13 protein-coding genes are annotated in these 13,765 nt (G+C 37.9%); 1 reads left to right on the forward strand and 12 read right to left on the reverse strand.

All coding sequences use genetic code 11. The annotated features are described in order from the left end of the window. Genes PKC21_06470 through PKC21_06485 form a run of 4 tightly spaced genes read right to left on the reverse strand, consistent with a single transcriptional unit; the run spans nt 1 to nt 3,411 of the window. Nucleotides 1–255: a hypothetical protein gene (locus PKC21_06470; GenBank protein HMR24979.1), complete on the reverse strand. Its 255-nt coding sequence runs from the start codon at nt 253–255 to the stop codon at nt 1–3. Beyond that, nucleotides 222–1,562 (reverse strand): exodeoxyribonuclease VII large subunit, encoded by a 1,341-nt coding sequence (gene xseA / locus PKC21_06475; GenBank protein HMR24980.1) that lies wholly within the window; start codon nt 1,560–1,562, stop codon nt 222–224. The genes PKC21_06470 and xseA overlap by 34 nt, the downstream gene beginning before the upstream one ends. 8 nt (nt 1,563–1,570) lie before the next feature. Then, nucleotides 1,571–3,079: a sensor domain-containing diguanylate cyclase gene (locus PKC21_06480; protein ID HMR24981.1), complete on the reverse strand. Its 1,509-nt coding sequence runs from the start codon at nt 3,077–3,079 to the stop codon at nt 1,571–1,573. Nucleotides 3,080–3,084: 5 nt separating this feature from the next. Then, complete coding sequence (locus tag PKC21_06485; GenBank protein HMR24982.1) at nt 3,085–3,411, reverse strand: septum formation initiator family protein; 327 nt, start codon at nt 3,409–3,411, stop codon at nt 3,085–3,087. 98 nt (nt 3,412–3,509) lie between these two features. On the opposite strand from PKC21_06485, the gene PKC21_06490 reads away from it, so the two are divergent. Continuing rightward, nucleotides 3,510–4,769 carry a patatin-like phospholipase family protein gene (locus PKC21_06490; protein HMR24983.1) on the forward strand — a complete coding sequence of 420 codons (1,260 nt, stop codon included), beginning with the start codon at nt 3,510–3,512 and terminating at the stop codon, nt 4,767–4,769. A gap of 27 nt (nt 4,770–4,796) precedes the next feature. On the opposite strand, the gene PKC21_06495 is transcribed toward PKC21_06490, so the two are convergent. The 8 genes from PKC21_06495 to PKC21_06530 form a co-directional block, all read right to left on the reverse strand. Beyond that, the gene (locus tag PKC21_06495; protein ID HMR24984.1) at nt 4,797–6,785 is read right to left on the reverse strand and encodes an acetoacetate--CoA ligase; all 1,989 of its coding nucleotides are present in this window, start codon (nt 6,783–6,785) and stop codon (nt 4,797–4,799) included. After that, nucleotides 6,785–7,183 carry a biopolymer transporter ExbD gene (locus PKC21_06500; GenBank protein HMR24985.1) on the reverse strand — a complete coding sequence of 133 codons (399 nt, stop codon included), beginning with the start codon at nt 7,181–7,183 and terminating at the stop codon, nt 6,785–6,787. Before PKC21_06500 ends, PKC21_06495 begins: the two co-directional genes overlap by 1 nt. 228 nt (nt 7,184–7,411) lie before the next feature. Further along, nucleotides 7,412–8,053, reverse strand: coding sequence for a MotA/TolQ/ExbB proton channel family protein (locus tag PKC21_06505; protein HMR24986.1), 642 nt, complete (start codon nt 8,051–8,053; stop codon nt 7,412–7,414). A gap of 21 nt (nt 8,054–8,074) precedes the next feature. Then, a complete protein-coding gene (locus PKC21_06510) occupies nt 8,075–9,214 on the reverse strand; it encodes an acyl-CoA dehydrogenase family protein (protein HMR24987.1) in 1,140 nt (379 codons plus the stop codon). Between the two features lie 133 nt (nt 9,215–9,347). Then, nucleotides 9,348–9,755, reverse strand: coding sequence for a cobalamin B12-binding domain-containing protein (locus tag PKC21_06515; protein ID HMR24988.1), 408 nt, complete (start codon nt 9,753–9,755; stop codon nt 9,348–9,350). Between the two features lie 273 nt (nt 9,756–10,028). After that, nucleotides 10,029–11,705 carry a methylmalonyl-CoA mutase family protein gene (locus PKC21_06520; GenBank protein ID HMR24989.1) on the reverse strand — a complete coding sequence of 559 codons (1,677 nt, stop codon included), beginning with the start codon at nt 11,703–11,705 and terminating at the stop codon, nt 10,029–10,031. A 29-nt stretch (nt 11,706–11,734) separates the two neighbouring features. After that, nucleotides 11,735–12,883, reverse strand: coding sequence for an acyl-CoA dehydrogenase (locus tag PKC21_06525; GenBank protein HMR24990.1), 1,149 nt, complete (start codon nt 12,881–12,883; stop codon nt 11,735–11,737). Beyond that, complete coding sequence (locus PKC21_06530; protein HMR24991.1) at nt 12,880–13,653, reverse strand: enoyl-CoA hydratase-related protein; 774 nt, start codon at nt 13,651–13,653, stop codon at nt 12,880–12,882. The genes PKC21_06525 and PKC21_06530 overlap by 4 nt, the downstream gene beginning before the upstream one ends. Between the last annotated feature and the right edge of the window lie 112 nt (nt 13,654–13,765).

The raw sequence follows: 13,765 nt of genomic DNA on the forward strand, positions 1-13,765 counted from the left end.
TTACTCTTGATAAAATTTTTGCCAATCAAACATTGAAGATTTTAAACTATCCTCATTTAGATGCTGAATGCTCGCATCTACTTTATACACAGAAAAATCTTGCTTGTTCTTACTTTTTTGCAAGTGTTTATAAATATCTTTGGCTTTTGCCAACAAATTGAGCATTTCAAACAAGTTTTTGGGTGTAGATCTTATTTTTTGATAAAGCAGATTAAGCTGTTCTAATTGCTGTTTTTGATTTTTGTGACTTGACACTCAAATTCTCCTTTAAACAGTTTTACCTGTAAAATATCTTGATTCTTTAAACCTTGCGTCTTACTGACAATACTTCCGTGTTGATTTTTTACAACACTGTAACCCCGCTCCAAAATTGCCAAAGGATTCAGAGCAGAAAGTTGTCCAGCTAAATTCTGAAACAAGGCTTTTTTTGGCTGTATGCACTGTTCTAGCAACAATTTCAACTTAATTGGATGATGTTCAAAAAATCTTTTTTTATCCCTTACATTTTCTTTTCCCAATTGAATTAATCTTTCTTTAAGTAGATCCAACTGTTGCACTTTCATTCCCAGTAATTGATAAGGATCCTTAAGCACCCTAGCTTTTAAAACTCTCTGTAGACGTTCTGATAAATGATTTTTTTTCAGGACTATATAATCCAACATGGCATGCATGAGCGCTTCTGCCTCTTCATAAAAACTCATCATATCTGGCACAGCCAGCTCAGCTGCTTGAGAAGGTGTAGCAGCCCTTTGATCAGAAACAAAATCTGCCACTGTAAAATCTGTTTGGTGACCAACGGCTGAGATAATGGGTATTTTGGATTCACTGATAGCACGAGCTACTTTTTCTTCATTAAAGGCCCAAAGATCTTCCATAGATCCGCCCCCTCGCCCAACAATCAAAACATCCACTTGCTCGCTGGCAACTTGATTAAACCATGTAATGGCTTGGCTGATTTCATGTTGAGCATTTTCACCTTGTACACTGACTGGGTAAAGTAAAATTTTAACATAAGGACAGCGACGCCTAACTACATGAATAATATCTCTAATCACTGCACCGGTTGCTGAAGTAACAACACCAATACTTTCCACGCTCTGTGGTAAAGCTTGCTTTCTATTTTGATCAAATAAACCTTCTTGCTGCAGTTTTTTTTTCAATTGCTCAAACCTTAAATGCAACTCCCCAATACCTGCTGGCATGACTTCTTCAATGGTAAACTGATAATTTCCACCTTTTTCCCAAAGATCTATTCTACCACCAACAACTATTTCCATGCCCTCATTTAAATCAAACTTAAGCTTAGTATTGGCACTACGAAAAAAAACACAGGTCAAGACCGCTTGCTCATCTTTAAGCTTAAAGTACATATGGCCGGACTGATGCCGTCCTCTATAGTTAGAAACCTCACCCTTAACCCAAATTTTTTTTATTCCGTAGGATTGTTTTAACAAATGTTTGATTTCAGTAGTTAGTTCGCCCACGGCGTAGATTTTTCTGGACTCCTCCTCTACTTTCTCTTCTTGCTTATTGGCTTTTTCTGCGTATTCAAATAAATCCACACCCCACGCTAAATCGACTGGGAGAATAGGTCAACTGATCTTTGCTCTTCTTTGGTATTTTTTTCAACAGCAATATCATGATTGTATAGAGTTACCTGATTGCGTCCATTGAGTTTTGACTGATACAGAGCCTGATCAGCTCTAGCAACCAATTCTTCTTTTTTCTGAGCAGTCTCTGGAAAACTCGCAAGCCCCATTGACACTGTGATTTTAAGCTTATACCCTTTTAAATTAAACTGACTTTTAGCAATATCTTTCACAATCCTTTGAGCCAATATATGTGCCTCTTTAGCGGCTGTGTTAACTAAAATTAAAGCAAATTCTTCTCCACCATACCTAAACACATAATCAACTTTACGCACTGAATCTTTAAGTTTTTGTGCTACCTTCTTAAGCACTTCATCTCCAACAGGATGCCCATATTGATCATTAAATTGTTTAAAATGATCAATATCTACTAAAACTACACTGATATCTCCGGGATGCCTTTGGCAGCGTAACAACTCAGCATCCAAAATATCCTGAAAAGATCTATGATTAAGAACTCCTGTTAAACCATCCGTTGTCGCCAAAGTTTCTAGGCGATCCACCATTTTAGCGTTTTTAATAGCTACTGCTGTATGTTGTGAAAACACTTCTAACATATGTCGTTGCTCAAAAGACAAAGCATTGTTTATTTTATGCATAATAACAATGGCTCCCATTTTTTGCTTTTGAACTTGCAATGGAACAATATAAACAGATTCATATTCATTGGGATAGTCAATATCTTGAGGAAATAATAAAGACCTCCCGCTGCGTAGCTTATAATCTGCATAATACAATGATTTTTGATTTTCAATGACCCAAGAAACCAGGTTTTGTCTAAAATCAAGCGTAAAACTTTGACCTTTGACAGTTTGTTGTAAACTCATGGCTAAGCTACACTGATCACCTTGTTCATCGTACCTAACAATGTAAACTTCATCACATTGACTCATATTTTCAATTGAACTGACGGCACTGGCATAAACTTCTTCCAAGCGAAAACAACGATTTAAGCGATTTCCAGCTTCTACATAATGTGCCAATTCTCTTTGAAAATTTTTAAACTTTTGCTTTTCTTTTAAATGATCAAACTCGTAAACAATTTGCAGTGCTAAAAATTTTAAAAAGCTTTCTACTTTTTCATGAATATCTTTTTTTTCAGAGAAATCTAAAAGCATAACTCCTAAAAAAAGACCTTCTTTTATAATAGGAACCAGCCATACACAGCCCAAGGGTAAGGGTTGTTTGTAAAGTCGGCTATCATACAAAACTCGAGTTTGAGTAATGCATGTAGGAGAGTCAATTCTTTGTGCTAGTTTAAAAATTCCCTTATTTTTTTGCAAGCGCTCATCTAAAACCAAACTGGGACTATAACCACAAGAAAAAGCAAAACAATCCTCAAAGTTTTGATAAACAAAAAAACTACCGCTTCTAGCATTACAGGCATCCACTGCCATTTTAATTAAATTTTCTAAACCTTGCTCTGCCATATCGTCTAATCTTTAAAAACAAACCTCACTTCATCGTTACCGCTAAATTTCAATTCTTCTCGAGCGTATTTCTCAATAGTACGCAAATCATCTCTAAAATAATAAATTTTTTGACTAAGATCTTTTATTTCACTATCAATTTTATGATTTTCTTGTTCTAAGATCTGTTTTTTTTGCCATAAACGATAACTTTTTAATAAACCTTGATCACCAAACAACGCTGCTACGAATAAAATGAAAATATATGATGCCATAGTATAACTAAGCCAACGATTTTGAAAGTTCAGCTTAATCCATATTTTTTTAATACGAACTTTTAAGTTTCCAGGCATGAGTTTTTATTTTACGCGGAGTATAAAAAATCATCAATATTTTAATCAATCTATACAGTAATATTGTCTTAATTGACTTTACATAGTAGTTTTATGCTGTGGCTTGGTGGTCTAGTAATCCTAAAAATGTTCCTGCGGTTGTTCTTTCTGGTGGTGGTACCCGTGGTGCCTATGAAGCTGGTGTTATTCACTACATTAGAACCGGATTGCCGCCAAAACTGGCTAAAAAGTTAAATTTCAAAGTTCAGGTTGGTGCCAGTGTAGGAAGTATCAATGCTGCGTTTATGGCTTCCCATGCCCATGACCCCATTGCTCAAGGACAATTATTACGTGATCTTTGGTCTAACATAAGGTCTGAAGATATTTATAAGCGTGGCCCCATTACTTCAAGTAAGTTTCTAATTCAAAGTTCTTTTGGCGCATTTGCCAAACTTTTTGGTGTTAAAGATCTTTACAAAGAAGATGATAAAAAGCTTGATTTCAGCTCATTATTCAACACCAAACCCTTTCAAAGCTTCTTAACCAAAAACTGTTCATTTCAAACCATCCCACAAAATATTAAAAAAGGCTTGATTCAAGCCGTTGCTGTTTCTGCCACCAATTTATCCACGGGGCAGGTAGAAATATTTGTTGATAAACATCCTGATTTAACTTTTGATTACAATTCTGATTTTAGATTTCAAAAAATTACGGCTAGACATGTGATGGCATCGGCTGCCCTCCCTGTACTTTTTCCTCCCGTCACCATTAATGGTACCTATTACAATGACGGCGGTTTACGTCTACGCACCCCATTAAAGCCTGCGCTTAGTCTAGGGAGCAATATGATTTTAGTTATTGGAACATCCTCAGCTGCTGAAGAAGAAGAAAACTCACAACCCAGTATTTCTGAAACAGAGTCAGAGGAATATGTTCCTAGACCTGGTATTGGTGATATCATGGGTAAACTTTTAGAAGCGGCTCTTATTGACAGACTAGAAGCCGACATTCAAAATGTATACAAAATCAATAAGATCCATGATGTTTCTAAAAAACTTTTAAGTGAAAAAGATTATGCTGATTTTTGCCAATCAACCAATACCCGTCCTATTCAACTTCTTAATATTGAGCCCAGTATTAATATCTCTAAACTGGTTGATGACCAACTCAAATATTCTTTTAAAAGCTTACAAAGTATTGGCACTATAGAAAGAGCTATTCTTAAACTTTTAGAAATTGATGAAAAACGAGGAACTGAATTTTTAAGTTACTTTCTGTTTGAACCCACGTTTATTAATCAACTATTACGTTTAGGCTACAACGATGCTAAGGCCAAACATGATGAACTTTGTGACTTTGCCGAAAAAGCTATTCTTTAAAAAAAATTTAAAGTAAGTTTTTAGCGATTAAGCAACTATACTTTTTGAATTTTCAAGCTCATTTTTAATGCTATAAAAATCTTCCAAAGCTTCTGGATTAGCAATGGCACCCTTATTTTCAATCAATTGTCCATGCATGATTTGCCTAACTGCAAGCTCAACCTTCTTACCACTAACGGTATAAGGAATATCACTAACTTGAAAAATCAACCTGGGAACATGCCTTGGTGAAGCTTGTTTTTTTAAAACATCACATATTTTTTGTTTGAAATCCGATGTTAAGCTTTGTTTTTCTTTAAACTTAACAAACAAAACAACCCTTACATCATTGTTATATTCTTGGCCAACGACTACACTATCTTCAATTTCATCCAATTGATTAACAACTCGGTAAATTTCAGACGTACCAATACGCACACCACCGGGATTGAGAGTAGCATCACTTCTTCCGTATATAATACAGGCATTATCTTTGAGTAAAACAATGTAATCGCCATGTCTCCATATATTTTTATACCTAGCAAAATATGCATTGATGTAACGCTCATGCTCAGGGTCATTCCAAAACATAATGGGCATACACGGTGCAGGTTGCAAACACACCAACTCTGCTTCTTTTTCATAAACAGCTTGCCCTTGCTCATCAAAAGCTTTTACATCCATTCCTAAACCTGTGCATTGCAGTTCTCCTCTGTATACTGGCCGCAATGGGTTTCCTAAAAAGAAACAAGAAACAATATCTGTTCCTCCAGAAATAGAGCATACCTGAACATCCTGTTTTACTTTCTGATAAATCCAATCAAAATTTTCAGACATTAAGGGTGATCCTGTTGAAAGAATACATCTTAAATGCTTGCCTGCACTAGGCATAAAGCCTTTTTCTTTTCCACATGCATCAATAAATTTTGCGCTGGTTCCAAAAACATTGATTTTCTCTTTATCGACAAAATCCCAAAGTCTATCCATATCTGGATAAATAGCACTACCATCATAGATGACCAACTCTACACCCAACATTAAAGCTGAAACCATCCAGTTCCACATCATCCAACCTGTGGTTGTATAATAGAAAAACTTTTCTCTGGGCTTAAGATTGGTATGCAAAGCCAATTCTTTATAATGCTGCAATAAAACTCCACCCACACTGTGCACAATACATTTTGGTTTTCCTGTTGTCCCAGAAGAAAACAAAATATAAACTGGGTCATTAAAATCTAAAGGTGTAAACTCCAAGTCACCCTCAGTGTACTGAGTAACCACATCACTCCAAGCATACCAATTATCCGCAGGGTACATATGCTTCATGGCAACTTGATGAATAATAATAACTTTTTCTACACTATCCAAAGAGTTAATCATATCCACCAATTGATCATGTTTATGATAGACTTTACCATTGTACTGATAACCATCTACCGCAATAATAACTTTGGGGTGAATTTGCTCTAAACGATCTAAGACTGTGCTTTGTCCAAACTCCGGTGAACAGGATGCCCAAATTGCTCCAATACTGGTTGTCGCTAACATGGCTACAACAGGCTCAACCGTATTTGAACAAATACCTACAACCCGATCACCTTTTTCCACGCCATGATTTCTTAAATAGTTTGCCAAAGACTTAACTTGATCAATCAACTCTTCACCCGTGATCTGACTTTTAGCGCCATTTTCTAAAAAACTACTGATGGCATGTTCATTTGGATGCGCTTGATAATAGGCTAGAATATTTTGAGCAAAATTTAACTTCAACCCTTCAAACCACTTTACACCAGGCATGATTTCTTGGCTTTTGACTGCTTTGTATTCACCTTGTGTGTTTAACTTTGAATAATCAAGTAGTGTTGTCCAAAACTGATCAATATTTTTCACCGACCACTGGTATAAATCTTCATAGCTTTGAAAATTTTCATTTTTATGTTGGTTCACATACTTTATAAAATCACTCATATTAGAAGACTGTTTAAATGCTTCACTGCCTTCCCATAATTTTACTCTTTTCATTGTTTCTCCAGTCATTATTCCGTGCTCAATACACTAATATTATTTAAACCTGCTAGTTTTATTTGATCAAGAATTTGCATTACTTTTCCATGCGCAGACACCTCATCCGCTGCTAAAATAACCGGTATAGATTTGTCTTGTTGATCCTTTAAGGTTTGTATAAGAAGATTTTGACTGATTTTTTCTTTGTTTAAAAAAACATCGTTGTTTTTATCCAGCGCAATGGCTAGTATTTTGTTTTCAGTTGATACTTCCCCTGATTCAGTTTTGGGAAGGTTAATTTGAATCCATTTATTTTGGCTAAAAGACGTAGAAATCAAAAAGAAAACCAAAATATTCAAAAACAAATCAATCAATGGTGTTAAAGATATTTCTACATCTCTTAGATTATTGCTTCTCTGGCGAAATCTCACTACTTCCTCTTTTTATCAAAAGGGGGATCTTCCCCCCTTCTTGAACCAAAAACGCGGTTTTGGTTCACATTCATAAAGCTGTACTTGTGAAGCGCAAGGCCTTTGCCTTGCGATGATTTAGCACAACTTACACCCTTTAGGGTGCCCCACCCAGGTCGACATCGATATAAAATCTCGTCTCCTTTAATAAGGTTAAGTAGAATAATTTTTTTATTACTATTCACTAATCTATAATCTCTTATCTTTCTCAGTGCTTTTAAAATGATTCAATAAACTTTGTGATAATTCTTCAAGTTTTAATCCATAATGATCAATTTTTTTATAAAAGTACCGATGCAAAACATAAGCAGGAATAGCAACCAACAAACCCGCGGCTGTATTCAATAAGGCTTCGGAAATCCCTGCTGATAGTTCTAAGGGATCCCCAACACCTACAAGCTTAATGGCCGCAAAAGTTTTAATCATCCCTGTTACAGTTCCCAACAACCCCAATAAAGGCGAAATACTGGCAATACTGCCTAATAGATTTAAATTTTTCTCTAAGCCTTCAAGTTCTAAACGCCCTTGCATTTCCACTGCATCTTTTTTTTGTTGATAATCACTGTTATTCTGACTCAGTACCAAAGCGCTTAAGCGGGTTAAAGGTACATCGTAAACTTGTGATAGCTGTGCAATACTTTGCCAATCTTTATTCCTTAAACTTTCATAAAAAGATCGCATCAAGGGTTTTGGAAAAACAACTGTTTTTTTTAGCGCTAAAAATCTTTCAATGACAATGGCAACCGCAACAATAGAGCAAAGGCCAATTAAAATCATGACTGGCCCACCTTTGGCCAAGTAATTGTATGCTTGTACTAAAGTTTCCGTCATACTTGCCACTTAGTGTATACCTTACTTGAGTATTTCTCTAGAAATAACTTCTCTTTGAATTTGACTGGTTCCCTCACCAATTTCACATAGCTTCACATCTCTGTAAAAACGTTCTACTGGATACTCAGAAACATAACCATAGCCGCCATGCACTTGAATGGCCATATTACAGGCTCTCCACGCAGCTTCTGAAGCATACAGTTTAGCCATAGATGATTCTTTTTTAGCGTATTGTTTTTTATCATGTAAACTAGAGGCTCTTCTCAACAAAACATCTGCAACCTCAAGCTCAGTTGCTGCATCTGCTAACTTCCATTGTATGGCTTGAAATTTAGAAATAGGTTTTCCAAACGCTGTGCGCTCAATAGAATACTTTGTGGCTTCTTCTAACGCTGCTTTTCCTAAGCCCAATGCCATTGATCCAATCACCACACGACCTTTATCCAAAATCTTTAAAGCATCTTTAAACCCTTCACCTACTTCACCCAAAAGATTAGCTTTTGGAACACGCACATTATCAAAACTGACAGATGCGGTATCACTGGATCTTAAACCAAGTTTATCTTCTGGCTTGCCGGGTGTCAGTCCCTTGCTATTTCTCTCAACAACAAACGCTGAAGGGCCTTTATTTTGGCCATCTATGATTGTATTGGCCAACACAACATAAGTCTGAGCAACAGTACCCTGGGTAATAAACATTTTTGAACCGCTAATTATGTATTCATCACCATCAAGTGTTGCTGTTGTTTTCATGGCCAAGGCATCAGAACCTGAACCGGGTTCTGTTAAACACCATGCTCCTAAATGTTCTGCCGATGCAAGCTTAGGCAAATATTTTTGCTTTTGTTCATCATTACCGGCAAGACTGATATGTCCGCAACATAGACCATTATGAGAAGCAATGGTCAATGCCAATGAACCATCAACCTTAGCCACTTCTTCAACCACAATGGCAAAGCTGGTGACATCCATCTCTGAACCACCAAATTTTTCTTCCACGGTAAGACCCATCAAACCCAATTCACCTAATTTTTTACAAATCTCCATAGGGAATTCTTTGCTTTGATCACGCTCAGATGCCCCTGGTTTAATTTCATTTTGTGCAAACTCACGCACCATGTTTTGAATCATTTTGTGATTTTCTGATATGTCAAAATCCATTGCATTCTCCTTTCTCAAAAGGTAGGCCGTACCTTTTGAGATTTTCCCGCTTCGCTCTTTTCTTTAGAGGGTCTCACGACCCTCTCAAAAACGCAAACGCGGTTTCCGTTTTTTCACTCCCGTGAGCTGTTTATCAACTCATTCCTTTCGTTGATTTTACGTTCTCTCTAACCCAGTTGGTGATTTCCTCCAGAGAAACACCCGGTGTAAAAATTTTAGCTACCCCTTGCTCATACAGTTTAGGAATATCTTCATCTGGAATAATTCCACCACCAAAAACGGCTATATCACCAGCATTTTTTTCTTTAAGCAACTTGATCACTTCAGGAAACAAAAACATATGTGCCCCAGATAAAACCGACATACTCACTGCATCTACATCTTCATCAACTGCTGCATCCACAATCATTTGTGGCGTTTGATGCAAGCCGGTGTAAATCACTTCAAATCCAGCATCTCTTAAGGCTCTGGCTACCACCTTTGCACCTCTATCATGACCATCAAGACCGGGCTTGGCTACCAATATTCTTAACTGACTCATTCGTCTTCTCCTTATAGGGGGATCTTCCCCCCTTCTTAAACGGGCTTTGCATAAGATGTTCTAGTTCGTTCCTCACAAGAACATCTAAAAAGCGCGGTTTTCATTTAATTTAAAGCTATGCTTGTGAAGAGCAAGACTTTGTCTTGCGATGATCTAGCATAACTTATGCCGCACTTGTGTGGCCCTCCCACCCAGGTCAGAATCGCTACAATGAGCTCTCTTCCCTACTTTTAATATTTAACTTTTTTCTAATCATTTTTGCTATCTTTCAAATTATAACCACTTAGGATCGTGATACTCACCAAAGTTTTCTCTAAACACATCACAAATTTCACCCAAAGAGGCATAATTGCGAACAGCCTCAATAATATGTGGCATCAAGTTTTCTTGGGTTTTACTAGCTGCATTGAGTTTACGTAAACTTTCTTCTACTTTTGCATTATCTCTTTTTTGCTTAATGCGTTTTACATTTTCAATTTGCTCAGCTTCAACCTTTTCAGCCACCACCAAAGTTGGAATATCTTCTTCTTCATCAACCAGATATTTATTCACGCCAACCACTATTTTTTCACCACTTTCTACTTGTCTTTGAAATTTATAAGCAGAATTACCAATTTCCCGCTGTGGGTAACCTTTTTCAATGGCTTCTATCATACCGCCCATGGCATCAATCTTTTCAATGTAAGCCAAAGCTTCTTTTTCAATGCTGTCGGTCATGGCTTCCACAAAATAACTACCCCCCAAAGGATCAATGGTTGAAGCTACACCGGATTCTTCTGCAATCACTTGCTGAGTGCGCAATGCTAAACGTGCTGTTTCTTCTGTAGGTAAAGCAAGGGTTTCATCAAGAGAGTTGGTATGCAAGGATTGTGTGCCCCCCAAAACCGCTGATAAGGCTTGCATGGTGGTTCTAACCACGTTGTTGTATGGTTGTTGCGCCGTTAAGGAACAACCCGCAGTTTGTGTATGAAAGCGACACATCAAACTTTTTGGATTTTTGGCTCCAAAACGTTCTTTCATGATACGAGCCCAAATTCTTCTTGCGGCTCTGAACTTGCCAATTTCTTCAAAAAAATCATTATGAGCATTAAAAAAATAAGATAGGCGTGGCGCAAAATCATCTACATCCATGCCTCGTTCAATCCCTGCTTGCACATAGGCAATACCATCTGCCAAGGTAAAGGCCAACTCTTGGGCTGCTGTAGAACCTGCTTCACGAATATGGTAGCCAGAAATAGAAATTGTATTCCAGCCAGGCACTTCTTTGCTGGAAAACTCCATCATATCCACAATCAAACGCATGGAAGGTTTAGGTGGGTAAATCCATGACTTCTGAGCAATGTACTCTTTTAAAATATCATTTTGCGTAGTTCCGCGTACTTTGCTCCAAGGCACACCTTGTTTTTCTGCCACCACCAAGTACATGGCGTATAAAATAGTGGCCGGAGCATTGATGGTCATGGAGGTAGTCACTTCATCCAGAGGAATTCCTTCAAACAAGGTTTCCATATCTTCTAGCGTATCAATAGAAACCCCGGTTTTTCCTACTTCACCCCGTGAACGATCATGATCAGAGTCATAGCCCATAATAGTGGGCATATGAAACGCAACTGACAGACCTGTTTGCCCTTGACTTAATAAATATCTAAATCGTTTATTGGTGTCCTTGGCTGTACCAAAACCAGCAAACTGGCGCATGGTCCATAGTTTGCCTCTATACATGGTTTCATGCACACCTCGTGTGTATGGATACTGACCAGGCAATGCCAAGTCCTTTTCTAAATCAAGATCTTCATTATCCAACGGTGTATACAAGCGTTTGACCGGTTTATCGGATAAGGTATAAAACTCTTCTTGGCGTTCAGGACGTTTTTCTAAAACTTTTGCAAGCTCATTGTTTTCCCAGTCTGCAAATGCTTGTTTTAAACTTTTGTTTTTATCAGCAGCCATTCGCTTTACACTCCTTCATCATTTCTTACTTATGCATACTCTTTAATAAGACGGTTGGCAATCACCAAACGCTGGATTTCACTGGTGCCCTCATAGATTTCAGTGATTCTAGCATCTCGTAAAAAACGCTCCACCGGATACTCTTTGATGTAACCATAACCGCCATGAATCTGTAAAGCTTGGTTGCAAACCCTTGATGATACTTCAGATGCAAACAGTTTGGCCATGGCCGCATGTTTAGCATAATTTTGATTTTTCCATTTTTTAAAGGCCGCTTGATACACCATCAAGCGCGCAGACTCAACATCCGTAGCCATATCCGCCAGCATCCAACGAATTCCTTGAAACTGACTTAGACTTTGGTCAAATTGTTTTCTTTGTTTAGAGTACTTAATGGCTTCCTCTAAAGCGGCTTGCGCAATACCCAAAGCTTGCGCACCAATACCAATACGGCCATTGTCTAGCGTAACCATGGCTATTTTAAAACCTTCTTTTTCTTCTCCTAAGCGTTGACTGACGGGCACCCTCACTTCATTAAAACTGATGGTGCAGGTTCCAGAACCTCTGATTCCCATTTTATCTTCATCTTTACCAATTTCTACACCTTGAGTTTTAGTTGGAATGATAAAAGCGGTAATTCCTTTATTGCCCAACTCGGGTTGCGTTAAACAAAATAAAATAAGGGTATCACTTTGTGGACCGTTGGTGATCCAATTTTTTGCGCCGTTAATAATATAATCATCCCCATCACGCACAGCAATGGTTTTTTGATTGCCAGCATCTGAACCAGATTGCGGTTCCGTTAAACAATAGGCCCCCAAATGCTCCCCTTTAGCCAATGGAATCAAGAACCTTTGCTTTTGCTCTTCAGTACCAAAATTTTTAATGACTTCAGAAACCAATGAGTTGTTTACCGAGGTTATTACAGATGTAGAAGGACACACTCTGGCCAACTCTTCAATCACAATCGCATAAGAAATAGGATCCATACCAGAACCGCCGTATTCCGTAGGAATACACACACCCATCAAACCCATCTCACCCAACTGTTTCACTTGTGCCGCTGGAAACCTATGTTCTTGATCTGTTTTTTGGATAATCGGGCGTAACTCTTTTTCAGCAAAGTCACGGACTAAATTTTTTATTTCTTGTTGCTCTGTTGTTAATTCAAAGTTCATCGATGAAACTCTGCCTTTCTTTTATTAATGAATGCATCCATACCTTCTTGTTGCTCCTTGGTTTCAAAACAGGACGCAAACATATCTCTTTCTAAATCACAACCGTCTTTAATACTGAGTGCATAGCCTTGGTCAATGGCTTTTTTAGTTAAACTTAAAGCACGTGGTCCTTTGCTTAACATTTGATCCACAATTTTTTGCACTTCTGCTGCAAATTCATCAGCAGCAAACACCTCACAGACCAAGCCTAAAGCTTTTGCTTCTTCTGCATCAATCATCTTACCAGTAAATAAAAGCTCTTTGGCTTTGACAATGCCAATAGCTCTGGGTAAACGCTGAGTTCCACCAAAACCGGCAATCACACCTAAGTTCACTTCGGGTTGACCAAACTTGGCTTTCTCTGAAGCATAAATCAAATCACAGGCCATGGCCATTTCACAGCCACCACCCAAGGCAAAGCCATCAACGCAAGCCACAGTAATCTGTGGCATGGTTTCTAAGGCATAGCCAATGGATTGTCCTAAAGCCGCCAAGCTTTTGGCTTGAGCTTGCGTCAATTGTGACATCGCTTTGATATCCGCCCCGGCAATAAAAGCTTTGTCACCTGCTCCTTTTAAACAAACAACACCAATTGTTTTATCTTGTGCAATTGTTCTTAGATGCTCTAACAAAGTCTCTAAAACTTCTTGGTTTAAGGCATTGAGTGCTTCTGGCCGATTAAACGTTAAGGTAACCTGACCCTGATTTTGTTCTTTTAAAATAACAGACATAACTAGCAATTTTTCCTATCTTCAAACTTTTTTATTGTTTTCTCCTGCTCAAACATTGCAAATATAAAAAAGAGTTTCGTACAGCGAGTTTTGCTTGGCAGAGCCAAGCATC

It is taken from the genome of Oligoflexia bacterium, from assembly GCA_035326705.1.
GTDB lineage: Bacteria > Bdellovibrionota_G > JALEGL01 > JALEGL01 > JALEGL01 > JALEGL01.

What these genes read in the sequence shown, in the direction of transcription:
- PKC21_06480 (HMR24981.1), bottom strand. Translation starts at nt 3,079, where the DNA reads ATGGCAGAGCAAGGTTTAGAAAATTTAATTAAAATGGCAGTGGATGCC.
- PKC21_06485 (HMR24982.1), bottom strand. Translation starts at nt 3,411, where the DNA reads ATGCCTGGAAACTTAAAAGTTCGTATTAAAAAAATATGGATTAAGCTG.
- PKC21_06495 (HMR24984.1), bottom strand. Translation starts at nt 6,785, where the DNA reads ATGACTGGAGAAACAATGAAAAGAGTAAAATTATGGGAAGGCAGTGAA.
- PKC21_06505 (HMR24986.1), bottom strand. Translation starts at nt 8,053, where the DNA reads ATGACGGAAACTTTAGTACAAGCATACAATTACTTGGCCAAAGGTGGG.
- PKC21_06510 (HMR24987.1), bottom strand. Translation starts at nt 9,214, where the DNA reads ATGGATTTTGACATATCAGAAAATCACAAAATGATTCAAAACATGGTG.
- PKC21_06515 (HMR24988.1), bottom strand. Translation starts at nt 9,755, where the DNA reads ATGAGTCAGTTAAGAATATTGGTAGCCAAGCCCGGTCTTGATGGTCAT.
- PKC21_06520 (HMR24989.1), bottom strand. Translation starts at nt 11,705, where the DNA reads ATGGCTGCTGATAAAAACAAAAGTTTAAAACAAGCATTTGCAGACTGG.
- PKC21_06525 (HMR24990.1), bottom strand. Translation starts at nt 12,883, where the DNA reads ATGAACTTTGAATTAACAACAGAGCAACAAGAAATAAAAAATTTAGTC.
- PKC21_06530 (HMR24991.1), bottom strand. Translation starts at nt 13,653, where the DNA reads ATGTCTGTTATTTTAAAAGAACAAAATCAGGGTCAGGTTACCTTAACG.